The sequence below is a fragment of the Pseudomonas sp. 37 R 15 genome (assembly GCF_900004865.1).
GTDB lineage: Bacteria > Pseudomonadota > Gammaproteobacteria > Pseudomonadales > Pseudomonadaceae > Aquipseudomonas > Aquipseudomonas fluorescens_AM.
In genome coordinates, this window is sequence record NZ_CVTV01000059.1 from 17,434 (window position 1) to 34,829 (window position 17,396).

Annotated in this window: 18 protein-coding genes, 2 pseudogenes and 1 riboswitch; of the genes and pseudogenes, 7 read left to right on the forward strand and 13 right to left on the reverse strand. The window is 59.8% G+C overall.

Going from position 1 to position 17,396, the window contains the following annotated elements; genetic code table 11:
- Positions 1 to 46: 46 nt before the first annotated feature.
- Both BFQ04_RS23705 and BFQ04_RS23710 read right to left on the reverse strand, forming a co-directional pair.
- On the reverse strand, positions 47 to 742 hold the full coding sequence (locus BFQ04_RS23705; RefSeq protein WP_065952882.1) for a DUF1963 domain-containing protein: 696 nt from the start codon (positions 740 to 742) through the stop codon (positions 47 to 49).
- A gap of 30 nt (positions 743 to 772) precedes the next feature.
- Positions 773 to 2,394 (reverse strand): annotated as a pseudogene (locus BFQ04_RS23710) (methyl-accepting chemotaxis protein).
- A 738-nt stretch (positions 2,395 to 3,132) separates the two neighbouring features.
- Here BFQ04_RS23710 and BFQ04_RS29790 point away from each other — a divergent pair.
- Positions 3,133 to 3,678, forward strand: coding sequence for a hypothetical protein (locus BFQ04_RS29790; RefSeq protein WP_175413315.1), 546 nt, complete (start codon positions 3,133 to 3,135; stop codon positions 3,676 to 3,678).
- 87 nt (positions 3,679 to 3,765) lie between these two features.
- On the opposite strand, the gene BFQ04_RS23720 is transcribed toward BFQ04_RS29790, so the two are convergent.
- The 6 genes and pseudogenes from BFQ04_RS23720 to BFQ04_RS23740 form a co-directional block, all read right to left on the reverse strand.
- The gene (locus BFQ04_RS23720; protein ID WP_065952884.1) at positions 3,766 to 4,635 is read right to left on the reverse strand and encodes a hypothetical protein; all 870 of its coding nucleotides are present in this window, start codon (positions 4,633 to 4,635) and stop codon (positions 3,766 to 3,768) included.
- A 221-nt stretch (positions 4,636 to 4,856) separates the two neighbouring features.
- Positions 4,857 to 4,937 (reverse strand): annotated as a pseudogene (locus BFQ04_RS30545) (arsenate reductase ArsC); the annotation flags it as partial.
- A gap of 41 nt (positions 4,938 to 4,978) precedes the next feature.
- Positions 4,979 to 5,446, reverse strand: coding sequence for a metallophosphoesterase family protein (locus tag BFQ04_RS23725; protein WP_065952885.1), 468 nt, complete (start codon positions 5,444 to 5,446; stop codon positions 4,979 to 4,981).
- 317 nt (positions 5,447 to 5,763) lie between these two features.
- Complete coding sequence (locus tag BFQ04_RS23730; protein WP_065952886.1) at positions 5,764 to 6,369, reverse strand: hypothetical protein; 606 nt, start codon at positions 6,367 to 6,369, stop codon at positions 5,764 to 5,766.
- A gap of 330 nt (positions 6,370 to 6,699) precedes the next feature.
- Positions 6,700 to 6,912: a DUF6124 family protein gene (locus tag BFQ04_RS23735; protein ID WP_057721507.1), complete on the reverse strand. Its 213-nt coding sequence runs from the start codon at positions 6,910 to 6,912 to the stop codon at positions 6,700 to 6,702.
- 353 nt (positions 6,913 to 7,265) lie between these two features.
- On the reverse strand, positions 7,266 to 7,622 hold the full coding sequence (locus BFQ04_RS23740) for a hypothetical protein (protein WP_065952887.1): 357 nt from the start codon (positions 7,620 to 7,622) through the stop codon (positions 7,266 to 7,268).
- Positions 7,623 to 7,744: 122 nt separating this feature from the next.
- Between BFQ04_RS23740 and BFQ04_RS23745 the strand changes: the two genes are divergently transcribed.
- Complete coding sequence (locus tag BFQ04_RS23745; RefSeq protein WP_065952888.1) at positions 7,745 to 8,308, forward strand: nucleotidyltransferase family protein; 564 nt, start codon at positions 7,745 to 7,747, stop codon at positions 8,306 to 8,308.
- A gap of 91 nt (positions 8,309 to 8,399) precedes the next feature.
- Here BFQ04_RS23745 and chrA read toward each other — a convergent pair whose 3' ends face one another.
- A complete protein-coding gene (gene chrA / locus BFQ04_RS23750) occupies positions 8,400 to 9,602 on the reverse strand; it encodes a chromate efflux transporter (RefSeq protein WP_065952889.1) in 1,203 nt (400 codons plus the stop codon).
- 193 nt (positions 9,603 to 9,795) lie between these two features.
- On the opposite strand from chrA, the gene BFQ04_RS23755 reads away from it, so the two are divergent.
- Genes BFQ04_RS23755 through BFQ04_RS23765 form a run of 3 tightly spaced genes read left to right on the forward strand, consistent with a single transcriptional unit; the run spans position 9,796 to position 11,443 of the window.
- A complete protein-coding gene (locus BFQ04_RS23755) occupies positions 9,796 to 10,236 on the forward strand; it encodes a tryptophan-rich sensory protein TspO (protein ID WP_065952890.1) in 441 nt (146 codons plus the stop codon).
- Positions 10,236 to 11,189, forward strand: coding sequence for an alpha/beta hydrolase (locus BFQ04_RS23760; RefSeq protein WP_065952891.1), 954 nt, complete (start codon positions 10,236 to 10,238; stop codon positions 11,187 to 11,189). Before BFQ04_RS23755 ends, BFQ04_RS23760 begins: the two co-directional genes overlap by 1 nt.
- A 29-nt stretch (positions 11,190 to 11,218) precedes the next feature.
- On the forward strand, positions 11,219 to 11,443 hold the full coding sequence (locus BFQ04_RS23765) for a hypothetical protein (protein WP_065952892.1): 225 nt from the start codon (positions 11,219 to 11,221) through the stop codon (positions 11,441 to 11,443).
- A 180-nt stretch (positions 11,444 to 11,623) separates the two neighbouring features.
- Here BFQ04_RS23765 and BFQ04_RS23770 read toward each other — a convergent pair whose 3' ends face one another.
- From BFQ04_RS23770 to BFQ04_RS23785, 4 genes are all read right to left on the reverse strand, one after another.
- Positions 11,624 to 12,388 carry an ABC transporter ATP-binding protein gene (locus BFQ04_RS23770; protein ID WP_065952893.1) on the reverse strand — a complete coding sequence of 255 codons (765 nt, stop codon included), beginning with the start codon at positions 12,386 to 12,388 and terminating at the stop codon, positions 11,624 to 11,626.
- A complete protein-coding gene (locus BFQ04_RS23775) occupies positions 12,385 to 13,389 on the reverse strand; it encodes a FecCD family ABC transporter permease (RefSeq protein ID WP_065952894.1) in 1,005 nt (334 codons plus the stop codon). Before BFQ04_RS23775 ends, BFQ04_RS23770 begins: the two co-directional genes overlap by 4 nt.
- A complete protein-coding gene (locus BFQ04_RS23780) occupies positions 13,386 to 14,396 on the reverse strand; it encodes an ABC transporter substrate-binding protein (RefSeq protein WP_065952895.1) in 1,011 nt (336 codons plus the stop codon). The genes BFQ04_RS23775 and BFQ04_RS23780 overlap by 4 nt, the downstream gene beginning before the upstream one ends.
- 113 nt (positions 14,397 to 14,509) lie before the next feature.
- Positions 14,510 to 14,704, reverse strand: a riboswitch (cobalamin riboswitch).
- A gap of 121 nt (positions 14,705 to 14,825) precedes the next feature.
- A complete protein-coding gene (locus tag BFQ04_RS23785; protein WP_065952896.1) occupies positions 14,826 to 15,755 on the reverse strand; it encodes a DNA/RNA non-specific endonuclease in 930 nt (309 codons plus the stop codon).
- Positions 15,756 to 15,889: 134 nt separating this feature from the next.
- Here BFQ04_RS23785 and BFQ04_RS23790 point away from each other — a divergent pair, with 134 nt between their 5' ends.
- Together BFQ04_RS23790 and BFQ04_RS23795 are read left to right on the forward strand one after the other, a co-directional pair.
- Positions 15,890 to 16,951 carry a M4 family metallopeptidase gene (locus tag BFQ04_RS23790; RefSeq protein ID WP_065952897.1) on the forward strand — a complete coding sequence of 354 codons (1,062 nt, stop codon included), beginning with the start codon at positions 15,890 to 15,892 and terminating at the stop codon, positions 16,949 to 16,951.
- 28 nt (positions 16,952 to 16,979) lie between these two features.
- A complete protein-coding gene (locus tag BFQ04_RS23795) occupies positions 16,980 to 17,279 on the forward strand; it encodes a protealysin inhibitor emfourin (protein WP_065952898.1) in 300 nt (99 codons plus the stop codon).
- Positions 17,280 to 17,396: the final 117 nt, after the last annotated feature.

Consider the following 17,396-nt stretch of genomic DNA (forward strand, 5'->3'; position numbering starts at 1 on the left):
CTCCTTCATGCGGGCTCGCAGACAGGTGCTTGCGCTTCCCCTAGTCTCAGTAAAAATCATAATAAAACGCCCATTCCCCAGTCTCGACGTGCTTCCAGAACATCAGGCTTCCGTTGTCGACCACATTCAGATTGATCTTCGCATCCGACGAAATCTGGAAGACAAACTCGAAGCCTTCGCCCGGATCTACCCCTGACTGGCAAAACGACGGATAGCCGCCGATTTTGTGCTCGTAGGTGTGAGTGACCAGGTCATAGTAGCTCTGTAGTTCACCTGCGCGTTGCAGCTCGAGTATCGCCTGCTCAACATCAGCCGGCACACCGCCACCATCCCACAGCGGAAAGTCCTCCGGCACAACCTGGGCGTTCAGCGCGAAGGCTTTGAGAAACGCACCCTCCACCGGCAGCACCTTGCGCACCAACACATCCTGTGGCCCGTATTCGCGGATCACCCAGTTGTCGCCCATGGGCTCAAAGGGTTCGGGAAACGGGTTCGAAATAAATACCGTCAGCACACGCACTCCCGTCAGTAACGGGCTGATGAAGGGCAGGGCGGGCAGGTAGAGCTGGGCATAGGGCAGCAACGGCTGCCCTGCCTGATTGACCGGCACGCCTTCATCGGGACGGAACAGGAAGACATTACCTAGCCAGCTTTCTTCGTCGCTACCGAGAGGGCGGAAGCCCCCGGCGGTGAGTTTCAGTGTGGGGCGGGCCAGGTGGTGTTTGATTTGTTGGAGGTCCATGGGGGAGGCGTCCTTGCTATCAGCTATTAGCTAGGCACTCAGGCGTGCCGTCACTTCGTTCAACTGCCCAGACAACCCGTGAAGGTTGTGACTTGCCGCTTCGGTGCGTTGCACATTGTCCAGGTTAGTACTGGCAATCGAGGTTATTTCGGTGAGGTTGCGCGAGATGTCTTCGGCCACAGAGGTTTGCTCTTCGGCGGCGGTGGCAATCTGACGGTTCATGTCGCGAATGGCTTCCACCGCATGGGTGATGCGCTCCAGCATGGCGCCGGGCTGATTCACTTGCGCGACACTTTCTTCACTGCGCGTCTGGCCGCTTTCAATCGCCTTGGCCGCGTCTTCCGCGCCGGTTTGCACGGTCTGGATGATCTGATTGATCTCGATGATCGATGTGGCCGTACGCTGAGCCAGGCTGCGCACCTCGTCTGCGACTACGGCAAAACCGCGGCCTGCGTCACCTGCACGGGCCGCTTCGATCGCCGCGTTCAGTGCCAGCAAGTTAGTCTGTTCGGCGATGCCGCGAATGACCTCCAGCACCTTGCTGATGCGACCGCTGTCGGTTTCCAGACGACGAATAACGGTGGCGGTGTTGACGATCTCGCCACGCATCTGGGTGATGGTGTGAATGGTATTGCTCATGACTTTTTCGCCCTGCTGCGCGGACTGGTCGGCATCATCGGCCGCCCGTGCGGCATCGGCCGCATGACGTGCCACTTCCTGGGCGGTGGCGGACATTTCGTTCATCGCCGTCGCCACTTGATCGGTACGGTTGAACTGCTCGTTGGTGCCGCTGGCGATGAGGCCGGCGATGGCGCTCAGCTCGCCACTGGCGCTGTCCAGGTCATGGGCGCTGCGCTGCAGGCGGCTGAAGGTTTCGGCAAGAAAATCGCGCAAAGTGTTGGCGGCCACGGCCAGTTTGCCTAACTCGTCTTCCCGGGCGCTGGCCACGCGTTCGGCAAATTTGCCGCGGCTCAGTTGCTCCACGTAGTCGATCAGCTTGCGGATGGGGTCACCAGGTTGCGGTTGATCAACCAAAGGCTCAACAGGCCGATCAACAGCCCCGAAGCGAGCATCACGACAGTGCCCACCATCACCGTGCGCTCGGCTGCGGCGTTGATCAGCATCGATTGCTCGGTGTCCTGCTTGCGCAGTTCGCTGACCAGTTCGCTCATCTGATCGCTGGTGGCGCGGTCCACACCTTTGACGGCGGCGTCGCCTGCGGCGGGGTCTGCACCGGCGGCGATATAGGCATCGCGACCTTTCTGGTAACCGCTGCCCAACTGACGGTGTTCGTCACGCAGACGTTCGATGCGAGCCTTGAGTTCGCCGTCCAGGCCTTTCTGGCTGGCCAGTTCGCCGAGGATCCCCTGCACGTCGCGCTGACGGTCTTCGAATTGCTTCCAGTATTTATCCAGGTCGGCCGGCTGCTTGCCCCGTAGCAATACGTTTTTCCACTCCTGAACCTGCACCTTGAATTGCAGGTTGGCCTCATCGATCAATTGCGAAGTACGCAGCGGGCCTTCGATCAGGTTGGCGTAGTTATGCACGCCGTTGGACAGAAAATGAAAGCACGCCAAGGCAATCAGCAATATCGCCAGCAGGCTGGCGCTCAGCAGCGCGAGGATTTGGGCTCTCAGGGATTTTTGCAGCATGGGTTGATACTCATGACAGGTTTGAGGTGCGCCGGGTTGGGCGTGAAAGACGGCCAAACTTCCCTGTCTGCGGTTTCGGTTGGCGGCTGCAGCCGCGCAAGCTGTTACCCGTGTCATCGGCTTGCTAGAGCGGTTCCTGAGTGGAGTTCGACCAGTGGTGCCGTGAGTTTGTTGTCTTCCTTTTGTAGATCTCCTGTGGTTTGGACTTGAGATGAAGGGCGGCTTGCGGCCAGAAGCGGACTTCGGCTTCAATCTGTTTCAACTCCAAGCGGGTATTCTCGAAGGTCTATTTTTAGACTGACTCCAACGGATGGAGATCATCGCAATCGAGTATCAAAACTTTCAAGGCATTACCGAACTCAGCTAGGGTTGTGTAGTGCTCCCTTCATTGTCTCTTTCCGGATGTCTCCGATGCCTTTCAGCACCGTCGTTCTGTTTAAGTGCCCTAGTTGTGCACACACCAGTCGGACCTCAGTACCTGCTCCCGACACAAGCTGGCTTGAAAAGCCGTCCACTCGAAATGCTGTGATTGACTGTGACAATTGCGGAAAGCGTTACGACGCAACTGTGAAAAAAACTCCCTACAGGTACGAAGTCACGTTAGTGGACTACCAAAATGTGGAGGTATTCTCCAGTGAGCTCACAGAACTTTCCGATTCGAATGCCACCAGCTCTGGTCAGAATAACGTCCGGTCGACTGACGATCCGCTATTCGAGTTCTTGTCGAGCTACACTCATATGACTGAGGTACTGCATACGTATGGTATTGGCGGATCAGGATTACTCAAGAGCTCTGCTCCGGAAATTAATAAGCTGGTGCTATCTGGACTAATCAGCGCAATGGAGGCTTACCTTGCCAACACACTTATGGCACTTGTGGCAGAAGAGATAGGCGCAACTGAGAATCTTCTCTTGAAAGAGGAAAAATTGTCTTCTCAGAAGATCACCCTTTTTGAAGCATGGAATGAGAGTTTGACGGTAGAAAGACGTGTCCAGGACTACTTGCGAGATCAGATCTATCATCGGCTGGGAAAAGTTGAGCAGCTTTATGAGATTGCATTCAATATTCAGGTTTTCCCAAACCTTGAACTTAAAGAGCGACTTCATCGTGCGGTGGCTCTTCGGCACGATATCGTGCATCGTAACGGGAGAAGCCTCCAAGGCAAAGAACAGGAATTCTCGAGCATTGCGGTCCTAGCAATGATGAGAGATATCCATGACTTCGTTATGCATGTGAATAATCAACTCTTCAAAGCGCTCATCGATGCCCAAGAGGATGAGTAGTCTTGAGCTTTTCTGAACGCTTCTCACAGACCACCTTTGGCCGTTTCCTGATTTCAGCAGAGGTAGCTCTCGGCCAGAAGCAGCCGTTTAGTATTTTTTCTTTAATGAAGGCTTTGAGCTGACTTCGGTCAGACAGTCATGGTGGTCGTACGGCTGCTGCGATATAGACTCTTCACCGATTTTTTCAATAGCCGGGGTTGTGGGCTTAAAAGATTGGAGCTTCTTCAAGACATCGTTCAGTTCCACACCAATCTTTACGGTGAGGTGCTGAATACGGTCATGCTCTTTCTGCATGAACTCGCGAGCGTTGGTTTTTTCAAAAAACTCTTTTGCGTACCAAAACGACTCCAAGAACAGAATCCACTTCTCTTCCCTCCTGCCGGTGGCGTCCTCGTTAAGTTCTGGCCGGACGATGCTGCGGTGCTTTGAAGTGTTGGTCAGGGCATTAAGGTACTTGTAGTCATCGCCAGTTGTGATCCCACGGAACAATTTACAGAGATTGTCGTAATTGGGACTCCCTTCATCACGTTGCTGCTCTAGGAGCTTGAGGACCTTATTGGCATAGATGTCTCGCTCCTTGAGGGGGCTGGGGAGCCTGTCCAACGCCAGGGAGTAATAGAGCATGTGGGAACAAGTATCCGCCACGGCATGCAGACTCTGGACGAAGGCAGTTATATTCGCCCTGATCTTCAGCATCAGATGACTGAACTCATCGTAGTCCTCGTAGACACCCCACAAGCCTGTCTCCTTTAGTTTGGAATCGATGTATTCATTCATCATGTCCAAGGCTTCGTGGTAATGGTAGTGGCAGAACTCAGGTCTGTCTGTCATGGATCTTACGCTAGCGTGCACCTTCTTCCACTGCGCCGCCCCGAATACCGCAGTGACCAGTTTCCCCGTCAATCGGACGTCCCATGTGGGGTTCTTCTGTTCTTCAGTTTCAGAATAGATGTCCATGTTTTCCCCTTATTAGGTTGGGAAATCTTTAAGTTTTTGCCCGCGTACGTACTTTAGCTGTCTGTGGAGCTTTGTTCTCACGGTTTGCAATGGGTCGCTTCTTGACAGGTTCCTGTCCTGCCGAATGACTGCTTCTGGCCGATAGCTGCCAGTCACCCAGCAGCTTCGGCCAACGCTCATTTCCTCTGAGAAATAAATGAGTTCCCTTTTGTGCCCCTTACCGCTTCGAAACCGGGTGGCGCCAGGTGATTAAACACCGCCTCCTACAAAACGCTGCCGCAACTGTTGGCGCTGCAGATCATGCGTGGATTCCCTATTCTGGATCGCGGTAACCGTAGCGATTTCAGGCGGGGGGATCCAGCAGGAAAATCAGGCGCGGCTCGATGCTGTCGGGTTGTATCTCGAGAATTGCCAGCGTGACCGGCAATTTGAAACGCCGAGGGCCGGCGCTACCAGGGTTCACGTATAGACGATCACCGCGCCATTCTATGCGCGGCTTGTGAGAATGGCCGGTGATGATGAGCTTTATGTCTGGATCTAGATCGGCGGGGACATCGGCGATGTCGTGGATAAGGAGAGTGTGCCAGCCGTTGAGAGTGCAGGTCAGAAAGTCGGGGAGGTCTTTGGCCCATGGACTGGTGAGATCATTGTTGCCGCGCACGGCGTGGACGGGAGCAATTTTGGACAACTGGACGAGGATGTCCGGGTTGCCGATGTCGCCGGCGTGGATGATCAGGTCACAGCCTTGGAGCGCGCCGATGGCTTCGGAGCGGAGAAGATTGTGAGTGTCGGATATTAGGGCGGTTTTCATGGGCCAATTCTCCGTGGACGTTTCGGGTAGGAGTGACTGTTTTCGACCCAGAGCAGCCGGTGATGACATGCATAAAATAACCGAAAGTTACCAGTCAGTAGCTTATCCCGGTAGTAGCCAAGAATCCCTCCTCATCACATCTGCGATATGAACAGAGCCATCTTGCGGCCTGATGGTGAGCGCGGGATTCAAAGTCTTGCGGCCTTTTTCATTGTGTCTGTCACTGCTGGCGCTCTACACGCCCGCCGCATCGAGCCTGCATTGAACTACTTGCGCTTCAACTGCTGCCGGGATTGTTTCATTCGAAAGGTCAGGACTCAGGATGCGGTTGAGCGATTCTTTCCCTGAGTGCACGGATTAAAAATCTCCCGAATACTCTCGCTTGTGCCTACATAGGCTTTGGTACCTGGTACCGCCACAGCCGAGTAATTCTTGCGATCGGTGACCCGAATAAAATTGCCTTGCGCAGCCGTGAAGCTCTCAGTGCTCGGCGGCACCAACACGCTCAGGAACTGGGCTTTCTTGTCGAGGGCCAAGGCACCTCTTACGGTAATGGGCGCCAGCATGGCGGCCCAATGTTCACTGAACAGGTAGAAGGTATCGGCTGCGTCTCTGCCACTTTGCAGGTGGGCACACTGCACATCACTTGCTTTGATGACTTCAGCTTGCTGGTAAATACCGCCCTTATACAGGGCCAGCACTAGCTTGTTCTTCGTCAGCACACCCAAGCCTTGCGTGGCTCTACACACGTGCAAATCACCATAGGGAAATAAGCACCAGTTGGATTCGGTAATGGTGACGATTTCGTCTGCGCTGAGCTTCAGGTCACGTTCAATATTGGCGCGGTCTTGCGGGGTTTCGTAAGGGATGGCGCATGCACTCAATAGCGCTGCGAAAGTCAGGGCGAGTAGTGGGGTTCTCATCAAGCGTCCTTTGCTGCTGGAAATTACATGTCAATGACGAATATTTTTACGGATATACAGATCGCGCTGAGTTTAAAGCGCTGTTGGAGAATCTGCTAAAACTCTTCGTTTGAATTTCTCGATACCTAGCGTGCGAATGAGGTCCTTTTTTTGCCAGATGCCACGTCATGCGTTGGCGTTCAAAAAGCAGTTATCGTGAGAATTGCTCTCGGCCGAAAACTGCCGCAGTTGTGTCATTCGAACCAGCCATCAAAAGCAAATCGCCAAGTCGTCGTACGTGCGTACAACAACTCGGCGAGTAAAGGGGCTTTCGAGTTGGGTGCTTGAAAATCAGCCAGCGCACGGCACTTCGCGGTCAAGCAATCGGGCAGTGAGCAATACGCCCAGTTCGCTCAGTTGGTGGATCGCGAGCGCGATGTCGCGGTGTTTGCCGTTGAGGTCTTCGGACAGGTCGAGCAGCAGGGTGCTGACGCTGGTGAAGGTTTCGTAGCTGTTGGTGATGAGGGTTTCGTGGGTGGCGTTGGAGGCGACGGTGAATAGCATGTTTGAATTCCTGAGTGTGGCTACCGCCCTTTAGCTACTAAACAGAAGGGTGGCAGCTGTGCGCAGGTTAGTAGACCGGGGAATCCAAACGAAAGCCGGCGCACCCGAAGGTGCCCTGCGCACAGCCGCCATCAAGTACAGACAGGAATGTCTGATTGATGCAGCTCATGCACTTTTGTTTGGATAAACCTTCAGGCTACTAAACCCGATCGCCGAGACATTCAGCGACCGAGCCACCTTAATAACGGCCACCCCAGCACACAAGCCGGCGAATTCTGACCCATGCGTAGGCAAGGGAGCAAGGCGTTGCAGGGGGTTGGGATTTTTCCTGCGGGCTCAGGCATCAGGTCAGATTAGCGACGCGCCAGCCGCGCACGCCAGTCGCCCGCGTGTTGCAGGCGGCAGTCTTCTTCGCAATCAAAGTGCACGCAGCGCTCCATCGGCAAGGGTGGGATGCCAGCTTCGTGCAGCGCCGTGGCGGTCAGTTCGCGCATGCGTTGGTCGGCACCGCCGCTGAGGGCGAGTGCCTTGTTGGCGCGCGTGTCCAATACCCAGGTCACGCGCAGGCTTTGGGGGAAGGCGCTGTCGTCGACGGTGTGGGTCAGCCAGTCGAAGCCGGGGATTTCGGCTTTGGCGGTTTCGCAGGCGTCGGTGAGGGTGGCGATCAGTTGCCGTTCGAGGCGGGCGCAGTCGCGTTTGGTCAGCGGCATCGGGGCTCCGGTTGTGCGTGGGTGCAGGCGTGCATCATACGGGTGTCGCGTTGCGAGCGGTGTCACCGTTCAATGCGCTGTTGTAGAGTCGAGCCCACGGAACTGATTACCCAGGACTTTCCATGACATTGACCGTCAACACCTTCCTCGACCTGGCCATGGCCAACCCCATCAACGTCGAAATCACCGCGCGCTTGCCGGCGTTGGACGTGCCGCAGTGCATGCTCACGGCGGGCTGTCTGTTCCAGGCGGTGTGGAATCATCAGGCGCAGCGGCCAGCGGATGCCGGGGTGAAGGACTATGACGTGTTTTACTTCGATGAGAACCTGTCCTACGAAGCGGAGGATGCGGTGATTCGAAGGGCCGAGGCGTTGTTTCAGGACCTGGGCGTCAACGTGGAGGTCAAGAACCAGGCGCGCGTGCACCTCTGGTATGGGCAGCGCTTTGGCCGGCCATACCCGCAGTTGCACTCGGCCAGGCAGGGGGTGGACCGGTATCTGGTGGCGGGCACGTGCATCGCTTTGGACGTTGCCACGGGTGAGGTGTATGCGCCTTATGGGTTGGCGGATGTGGAGCATGGCGTTCTGCGGATCAACCCGCTGCATCCGGAGCCGCAATTGTTTGCTGAAAAGGCCAGGAGTTATCAGGCGCGCTGGCCCTGGCTCAGGATTGTAGAGCCGGACTGAGACCTGGGCGATGCGCGGGCTGCGGTTTGACGGTTGACCGAGGTGATCCCATCGCAGCCTCGCCGGGGCTCGACAGCTCCCACCTTTGATCTCAGCCGCCGGCCAGGCTGAGCAGGTATCCGATGGCGGCACTTGCCGCGACTACCAGCCATGGCGGTAACTTCCAGACCATCAACGCCGCCAGGGCGAGCAAGGCGAAGGCAAGGTCGTAGACGCTGAAAATCGCGCTGGTCCACACCGGTTGATACAGCGCTGCCAGTAACAGGCCGACCACCGCCGCATTCACACCGGCCAGTGCGGCTTGCGTGCGCAGGCTTCTGCGCAGGCCGGCCCAGAAAGGCAGTGCGCCAAAGATCAGCAGAAACGACGGCGCGAAGATCGCCAGCAGGGCGATCAGGCCGCCCTGCCAGCCGCTCGGGGCGTGGCTCATCGAGGCGCCGAGAAAAGCTGCGAAGGTGAACAGCGGGCCGGGCACGGCTTGGGTGGCGCCGTAGCCCGCGAGAAACAGATCGTTGCTGACCCATTGCGTGGGCACCACCTGGGCTTGCAGCAACGGCAACACCACGTGACCGCCGCCGAAGACCAGTGAGCCGGTGCGGTAGAAGGCGTCCACCAGGGTAAGCGTGGGGTTGCTTACGCAATCGGCGAGGATCGGCAAGCCCACCAGCAACAGCAGGAACAACGCCAGCCATACCACTGCGGCGCGGCGGCTGATGGTGATGGGCAGCGCGTCGGGCTCGGCGTGGGTCTGGGGCTTGAACAACAGCAGGCCAGCCACGCCCGCTGTGGCGATCACCCCGACCTGGCCCCAGGCGGAAGGTTCCAGCAGTACCAGGCAGGCGACGCCCAGCATCAGTGTGATCCGCGCCCAGCCGCGACACAGGTTGCGCGCCATGCCCCACACGGCCTGGGCCACCACCGCCACGGCGACGACTTTAAGACCATGCAGCACGCCATCGGGAAGCGCGGCGCCATAACGAGACAAGCCCGAGGCAAACAGGATCAGGGCGATAGCCGACGGCAAGGTGAACCCGGCCCATGCCGCAGCGGCGCCAGCGTACCCCGCGCGTGACAGGCCCAAGGCGATGCCGACCTGGCTGCTGGCCGGACCGGGCAGGAACTGGCACAAGCCGACCAGTTCGGCATAGCTGCGCTCGCTTAGCCAACGCCTGCGGGTGACGAACTCTTCGCGAAAATAGCCCAGGTGCGCAATCGGCCCGCCAAAGGAGGTGAGGCCCAGGCGCAGGAAGATCAGAAACACTGACCAGGGCGTGCTGCGGTGGTTGGAAGCCAAGAAGGGGCGCTCTGATGAGGTGGTCGAAACTATGCAAATTCTTGGTGGTTTGGCCACCTTACTCATTTTTCATGACGTGTAGAAGAGATGGCCTGCCTGTCATTTTTGCCGCGTATAGGGAATTTATGCGCGCCCGTTCGAGTCACTGAAAAACACAGCGTTGCTTTCCACCATTGCCCCTCAAGGACCGACCATGACCTTTTTCATCTTCCTGCTCGCCTGCGCCGCCGCCGCCAGTACCGGTGTGATCTTCAAACCCGGCGCCTGGTACGAATCCCTGGTCAAGCCCAGCTTCACCCCGCCCAATTGGCTGTTCCCGGTGGCGTGGACCATCATCTACCTGCTGTTGGCCTGGGCCGGTTATCGCTTGAGTCTGATCCCAGGCAGCGAAATAGTGCTGGCCCTGTGGGCGGCGCAGATTGCGTTGAACACGCTGTGGACGCCGGTGTTCTTCGGCGCGCATCGCCCGCTCGCCGGGATGGTGATCATTGTGCTGCTGTGGCTGACCGTGGCGGCGATGGTGGTGCTGGCGGTGCGCCTGGACCTGATTACCGGCTTGATCCTGTTCCCTTACCTCGCCTGGCTGTGTGTGGCCGCGGCGTTGAACTTCTCGATTTTGCGGAATAACCGTTGATGGCTTACCAACTCTGGCCCGCCAGCGAGGCCGAACTGGCGCAGATGCGTCGCTTCAATCAGAAGCTGTCGTGGATGCCGCGCTTTAAAATTCGCAACCGCGTCACCCCGCGTGTGATCCAGGCGCTGCTGCAAACCAGCCAGCGTTTCAAGAAGGCCCCGGTGGTGGAGCGCAGGCTGGTCGGCGGCGTGCCGGTGCGCATCATGCGGCCCGACGGTGCGCCAAAAGGCGTGGTGCTGGATATCCATGGCGGCGGTTGGGTGATCGGCAATGCGCAGATGAATGACGACCTCAACCTGGGCATGGTGCGCGCCTGTGACGTGGCGGTGGTGTCGGTGGACTACCGGCTGGCGGTCAACACCCCGGTCGAGGGCCTGCTGGAAGACTGCCTGACCGCCGCGCGCTGGCTGTTGGCGGACTGCATGGAGTTTGCCGGCCTGCCGGTGTTTTTTGTCGGCGAGTCGGCCGGCGGGCACTTGGCGGCGGCGACGTTGCTGGCGTTGAAGCAATGGGCGGCGTTGCTCGAACGCGTCAGTGGCGCGGTGTTGTACTACGGGGTGTACGACTTGACCGGCACCCCAAGCGTGCGCGCGGCCGGGCCGCAGACGCTGTTGCTGGACGGGCCGGGAATGGTCGCGGCGCTGCGCTTGCTCACGCCGGGCATCACCGACGAAGCACGTCGACAACCGCCACTGTCACCCTTGTATGGCGACTTATCCGGCCTGCCGCCGGCGTTGATGTTTGTGGGCGAGTTGGACCCGCTCAAGGACGACACGCTGCTGATCGCCGAGCGCTGGAGCGGGGCAGAGGCGCATCTGCTGCCGGAGTCGGCCCATGGCTTCATTCATTTTCCGCTGGCGATGGCAGACAGCGTGCTGGCGTACAGTCGCACCTGGATAACGCAGCACCTGCATCGAGTGGGAACTAAAAAGTTGATCGCTGAGTCAGGTTAATCAGGTGTTCCCATTACAAGGATTCTCGCATGCATGCTTATACCCTGAACTACCGGTTCAATGATGAGCCGCGCACTCACACATTCGACCTCAAGCAGCCTGAGTTGCCTGTGCATGAAGCGGCAGTGCATTTGCTGCAATTGCACTTCGGCGACGCGGAAAACGGCTTGATCCTGCCTGCTGCGGACGCGACGCCGGAGGAAATCCTGGAACAAGCGCAGGTGGTGGGAATTACCCATATCAAGGTGGTATGAGCGGCCCAACCCGGTGGGGCAGGCGACACCTATGCACCGGCCTGTGGTGATCAAAGGTGGGAGGGGGCTTGCCCCCGATAGCGGTGGGTCAGTTACAGAGACTTTTACTGATACACCGCCATCGGGGGCAAGCCCCCTCCCACCTTTGGATCACTGTCAGCTGTGCCGCCGTCACAGGGTTCAGCTGGAGCGCAGGCGCAGGATTTGCGCGCCGTCGAACGGGTCCGTCAGGTAATGCCCCTGCACCCCGAATGTCTCGTTTAACCGCTCTGGCGTCAGCACCTGCAGCGGCGTGCCCAGCGCCACCAGGCGCCCACGATCCAGTACGGCCAGGCGATCACAGGTCAGTGCCTGGTTCAGGTCATGCAGGGCGATCAAGGTGGTGACCGGCAAAGCCTGCACACCTTTGAGGATCGTCAGTTGATGCTGGATATCCAGGTGATTGGTCGGTTCATCCAGCAACAGGATCCGGGGCCGTTGCGCCAGCGCGCGGGCGATGTGCACGCGCTGGCGTTCGCCACCCGAGAGGCTGCGCCAGGCGCGGTGGCTCAGGTGGGTGGCGTCCACATCGTGCAGGGCTTGGCGCACGATGCTGTCGTCTTCATGGGACCACGGGCTCAGGGCCGACAGCCACGGCGTGCGGCCCAGGGCCACGGCGTCGAACACGCGGATGGCGTCGTCGGTGTCGGCCTGTTGTTCCACCACGGCCAATTGCTGCGCGATGGCGCGGCGGGACAATTCACCCAGGCGCTTGCCGCCCAGGCGCACTTCACCGCTGGCCGGGGCGCGCAGGCCGGCGAGCAACTTGAGCAGGGTGGATTTGCCCGAACCGTTCGGCCCGACGATGCCGAGGGTTTCCCCCAACTGCACGTCAAGATGAATATCGCGCAGCAACTCGGCGTCACGCACCTTGAAGCCCAGGGCGGTGCAGCTCAGTATCGTCATCGCGCGTTCCTCCGGCCGATCAGGATCAGCGCAAACACCGGCGCGCCGACCAGCGCGGTGACCACGCCCACCGGAATCACCTGGCCCTTGATCAAGGTACGCGACAGCACATCCGCCGCGATCAGGAACAAGGCGCCGCCCAGGGCGCTGGCCGGCAGCAGTCGCGAGTGCCCGGTGCCGAGCATCAAGCGCACGGCATGGGGGATCACCAGCCCGACAAACCCGATGGAACCGACAATCGACACCATCACCGCCGTGACCACTGCCGCGCAGCCCACCAGCACAACCTGCACGCGACGCACCGGGATGCCCAGCGAGGCCGCCGAATCGGTGCCGAAGGTAAACGCATCCAATGCACGTCGGTGCCACAGGCACACCACCAGCCCTGCGACCGCCACCGGCACCGCCAGCCACACCGATGGCCAGCGCACGCCGCTGAGGTTGCCCAGCAGCCAGAACATGATGCCGCGGGCCTGTTCGGAGCTGGCGGATTTGGTAATCAGGAACGCGGTGAGCGCATTGAACAACTGCGAACCGGCGATGCCGGCGAGGATGATCTGGCCGGTGCCGCTGGCGGAACCGCTGGCCCGCGCCAGCAGGATCACCAGTGCAAACGCGGCCATGGCGCCGACAAAGGCGCCCGCCGACAACGAAATCAAACCGCCGCCCACCCCGAGCAAGGCAATCAGCACCGCACCGGTCGAGGCGCCGGCGCTGATGCCCAGCAAATACGGGTCGGCCAACGGGTTGCGCAGCAACGATTGCAGGATCACCCCACAAGTCGCCAGGCCCGCACCACAGGCACCGGCGACCAGGGCGCGGGTCAGGCGGTAGTTCCATACCACGCCTTCATCGATGGGATCGAGCACATAGCCAGCCGCCCACAGTTTGTTGGCGAGCACCTGGAGCACCACCTGCGGCGAGATAGCGGTTTCGCCGATGGCCACACCGGCAAGCAGGGCGATCAGCAGCAGCGTGAGGGCGAGCAGGGTCCGTATCATTGCGGCAGGTTGTAGCCGTCGATGGCGGCGGCCAGCTGTTCCAGGCCGTCGAAGGTGCGCAGGCTGGCCTGCAGCGCGAGGGCGTCGAGGATGATGATGCGGTTGTGTTTCACCGCGTCCATGTTGCGCGTCACCGGGTCGCTACGCAGGAAGGCCAGCTTCTTTTCATGGTCGTCGGCGGGGTAGCGGCGGCGGTCCATGCGCGCGATCACCAGGAAGGTAGGGTTGGCCTTGGCGATGGTTTCCCAGCCGACGGCGGGCCATTCTTCATCCGATTGCACCACGTTGCGCAGGCCGAGGGTTTGCAGCATGAATTGCGGAACCCCTTTGTGGCCGGCCACGTAAGGGTCGCTGGCCATTTCGGCGCTGGAGAACCACACCAGCGCGCTGGCCTGTTTCAAACCTTTGCTCTGCGCGGTGGCAATCGACTTGGCCAGGCGCGCCTTGAGTTCATCGGTCAGTTGCTGGCCGCGCGCTTGCACGTCGAAGATCTCGGCCAGTTGGCTGAGGCTCTTGTAGATCGTCTCGATGCGAAACGGCTCCAGCCGCGTGCCGTCGGCGCCGACCAGATTGTCCTTGCCTTCGCAGTCGGAGGGCAGCAGGTAGGTGGGAATATTCAGTTCGTGAAACTGTTCGCGGGTACCCACCACGCCTTGAGGGCCGACCACCCATTCCAGCTCGGCGGCCACCAGTTGCGGGCGCTTGGCGATGACCGCCTCGAAGCTCGGCTCGTTATTGGCCAGGCGCTCGATGCTGTCGTTCTGCGCCTTGTACTGCCCCAGCACATCGTTGAACCACAGCGAAGTACCGACCACTTTATTGCCCACTCCCAGCGCATACAGCATCTCGGTGGCGGCCTGGCCGATCGTCACGCTGCGCGCGGGGGCTTGCTGGAAGGTGAGGCTGTTGCCGCAGTTCTCGACCGTCAGCGGGTAGTGAGTAGGCGCGGCGTGGGCCAGGGCACACAAGCCCAGGCCAGTGATCAGGGCCGAAACGCGTAGCAGCATGGGGCAATCTCCGGTGAACCGTACGTGAAGCAGGGGCGGTACGGCTCGGAAACACACCTTCGAACGCTGCAGGTCTGGCAGGGCGCGGATGTCCTTCCCGGACACCCCGCCGGTTAGTGAGTCACTTGGCCGGCAGGTCTCCTGACTGATGCGTCGTCGCCACGCTCCGGCCTTCCCGGACAACGTCCAGTGGCAGTGGGGAGCAGGCTCAGCACCTACAGTTGCGGGGGCAGTTTCGATTGACGTCGCGGGCGGCGTTTCGAATTCCCTGTTAGTCCCGTGTGGGAACCGGCGGCGCTATGGTAGTCGATCACGGCCTGTAGGAGCGAGCTTGCTCGCGAAGGTCGTCAACGATAACGCGAGCGGCCTGATGCGCCGCGGTGCTCTAAGGTGCTTCGCGTGCAAGCTCGCTCCTACAATGGGCCGTGGTCAGAGTCGGATATCCTGCGGCCCCCGGATCAGCGCTTCGATCCGCGTCCCCGTGGCGCGCTCTTCGTTGCTGAAACCGTCGTAGTCGGCCAGGTTGCCGAAGCGGATACCGGTCAATTGTTCGATCTGCAGCACGCTGCGCCGGTAGGTTTTGAGCGGGCCGAATACCAGGTCCAGTTGGTCCAGCTCGCGGCGCTGGTCGATCATGTACGCGCTGGCCGAGGGTTTGCCGTCGTCGCTGAGGTAGGCCACGACTTTCCAGAACGCCTGGGGGATTTTCACGCCACGGTACAGGCGGTCGTCGTCGCCAAACACCGGGCCGCTGAATACGCTGGCGCGGGCTTTCCAGCGCTGGGTGTTGTCGAGGATGTAGTCTTCCAGTTCCAGCCAGGTCTTCTGGTTGAAGCCGCTCATCTGCGGCGAGCAGTTGGTGAAGTGGAAGGTGTCGAGGTTGGCGGTGTTCGCCTCGTTTCCCCAGTTGGGGTCCTGGCGCCGCACCAGATGACCACGGTCCAGGCCATTGCCGGCGTAGAGGTCCTCGCCCACCTGGGCGTCGAGGGGCAGGCGGCCGTCGTAGGCCCAGGTGTCGTTGCTGCGCACGATATCCACGTGCTTGTCGCCATCGATGTTGACGCCGACATACAGTGCCAGGCGTCGGGAGCGCGACATACTGATGGAAAAGTGCGTGTAGTCCAGGCGCCCGGGCTGGGCATCGCCTGCCAGGGTCGAGTCAAGGGTGGGCCAGGGCACACCGAAGCTGCCGAGAAAATCCTCGGCGTAGCCGCGCCGGTCCTGCAGGTCCTTGGCTGCGGTAACCCGCGGCGTCGCAGCCCTGGCCTCCAGCAAGGATGGGCTGGGCGTGATCAGTGGGCGAAGGTCGGCAAGCCTTGGGCGATAGGACAGGTCGATTTTGACGTGACGTGCGGGCATGGGGTATTCCTGATGGGCCTTGGATAAACACGACTGCAACATGATTTCATGACAATTTGGCCCAGGCGGCAGACCCGCGTCTATCCTGAAGTCGTTGACCGGCCGTTCACCACACGCCAAAAAGGAGCCAGCTTATGTGTGTTCGCCAACCGCGAAATCCGATTTTCTGCCTGATCCCGCCGTACATGCTCGACCAGATCGCGCGCCACGGTGACAAAGCCCAACGGGAGGTTGCGCTGCGCACGCGTGCCAAGGACAGCACGTTCCGCTCGTTGCGCATGGTCGCCGTGCCCGCCAAAGGCCCGGCCCGCATGGCGCTGGCGGCGGGCGCCGAGAAACAGCGTTCGATCTACAGCGCCGACAACACCGACAGCCTGCCCGGCAAGCTGATCCGTGGCGAAGGGCAACCCGCCAGCGGTGATGCCGCGGTGGACGAGGCCTACGACGGCCTGGGGGCGACCTTCGACTTTTTCGACCAGGTGTTCGATCGCAATTCCATCGACGATGCCGGCATGGCGCTGGATGCCACCGTGCACTTCGGCCAGGACTACAACAATGCGTTCTGGAACTCGACCCAGATGGTCTTTGGTGATGGCGACCAGCAACTGTTCAACCGCTTCACCGTGGCCCTCGACGTGATTGGGCATGAATTGGCCCACGGGGTCACCGAGGATGAAGCCAAGTTGATGTACTTCAATCAATCCGGTGCGCTGAACGAATCGCTGTCGGATGTGTTCGGGTCGCTGATCAAGCAGTACGCGTTAAAACAAAAGGCCGAGGACGCCGATTGGTTGATCGGCAAAGGGTTGTTTACCAAAAAGATAAAAGGCACTGCACTGCGCTCGATGAAGGCCCCCGGCACTGCATTTGACGACAAGCTGCTGGGCAAGGACCCTCAGCCCGGCCACATGGATGACTTTGTGCAAACCTATGACGACAATGGTGGCGTGCACATCAATTCCGGCATTCCCAACCATGCCTTCTATCAGGTTGCCACCCGGATCGGCGGCTTTGCCTGGGAGCGTGCCGGGCGCATCTGGTACGACGCGTTGCGCGACGCGCGGTTGCGGCCGAACTCGGGGTTTCTGCGTTTTGCACGTATCACTTACGATATCGCCGGGCGTCTCTACGGCGCGAACAAGGATGAGCAGAAGGCCGTCAAGGAAGGGTGGAAAGCGGTGGGTATCAACGTCTGACACGCCGCCTGGGCGGTGAGGAACAGCCATGCGAATCTCGATCAAGGAAAACGGCGGCCCGGCTTATTTTCCGGGCTTGGTCACACCTCGCAGTGTCGAGCTCGAAGCACTGCCCGAGCAGGACCAGCAGGAGTTGCGGCAACTGATCGAGCAGTCGAAGTTCTTTCAGTTGCCGCAAAGTACTCAACCCTCCGGCAAACCGGGGCAGGTGCATTACACGCTCACCGTGACCGAGGGCGAGCGTGAACACACGGTGTGCGTGTTGGCGCCGGTGAAGTCGCAGGCACTGGATGGGTTGGTGCAGTGCGTGCGGCGGCATATTCGCTGATTGCTTAAAGGTAGGTACGGCCTCCGAGGCTGCCTGGATCCAACTGTGGGAGGGGGCTTGCCCCCGATAGCGGTGTGTCACTGACAGAGGTCTGGCTGATCCACCGCCATCGGGGGC

Coding starts and splice junctions, on each gene's coding strand:
- BFQ04_RS23785 (WP_065952896.1), bottom strand. CDS start 15,755: ATGCCCGCACGTCACGTCAAAATCGACCTGTCCTATCGCCCAAGGCTT.
- BFQ04_RS23780 (WP_065952895.1), bottom strand. CDS start 14,396: ATGCTGCTACGCGTTTCGGCCCTGATCACTGGCCTGGGCTTGTGTGCC.
- BFQ04_RS23765 (WP_065952892.1), top strand. CDS start 11,219: ATGCATGCTTATACCCTGAACTACCGGTTCAATGATGAGCCGCGCACT.
- BFQ04_RS23720 (WP_065952884.1), bottom strand. CDS start 4,635: ATGGACATCTATTCTGAAACTGAAGAACAGAAGAACCCCACATGGGAC.
- BFQ04_RS23735 (WP_057721507.1), bottom strand. CDS start 6,912: ATGCTATTCACCGTCGCCTCCAACGCCACCCACGAAACCCTCATCACC.
- BFQ04_RS23770 (WP_065952893.1), bottom strand. CDS start 12,388: ATGACGATACTGAGCTGCACCGCCCTGGGCTTCAAGGTGCGTGACGCC.
- BFQ04_RS23760 (WP_065952891.1), top strand. CDS start 10,236: ATGGCTTACCAACTCTGGCCCGCCAGCGAGGCCGAACTGGCGCAGATG.
- BFQ04_RS23795 (WP_065952898.1), top strand. CDS start 16,980: ATGCGAATCTCGATCAAGGAAAACGGCGGCCCGGCTTATTTTCCGGGC.
- BFQ04_RS23790 (WP_065952897.1), top strand. CDS start 15,890: ATGTGTGTTCGCCAACCGCGAAATCCGATTTTCTGCCTGATCCCGCCG.
- BFQ04_RS29790 (WP_175413315.1), top strand. CDS start 3,133: ATGACTGAGGTACTGCATACGTATGGTATTGGCGGATCAGGATTACTC.
- BFQ04_RS23755 (WP_065952890.1), top strand. CDS start 9,796: ATGACCTTTTTCATCTTCCTGCTCGCCTGCGCCGCCGCCGCCAGTACC.
- BFQ04_RS23705 (WP_065952882.1), bottom strand. CDS start 742: ATGGACCTCCAACAAATCAAACACCACCTGGCCCGCCCCACACTGAAA.
- BFQ04_RS23725 (WP_065952885.1), bottom strand. CDS start 5,446: ATGAAAACCGCCCTAATATCCGACACTCACAATCTTCTCCGCTCCGAA.
- BFQ04_RS23745 (WP_065952888.1), top strand. CDS start 7,745: ATGACATTGACCGTCAACACCTTCCTCGACCTGGCCATGGCCAACCCC.
- BFQ04_RS23740 (WP_065952887.1), bottom strand. CDS start 7,622: ATGCCGCTGACCAAACGCGACTGCGCCCGCCTCGAACGGCAACTGATC.
- BFQ04_RS23730 (WP_065952886.1), bottom strand. CDS start 6,369: ATGAGAACCCCACTACTCGCCCTGACTTTCGCAGCGCTATTGAGTGCA.
- BFQ04_RS23775 (WP_065952894.1), bottom strand. CDS start 13,389: ATGATACGGACCCTGCTCGCCCTCACGCTGCTGCTGATCGCCCTGCTT.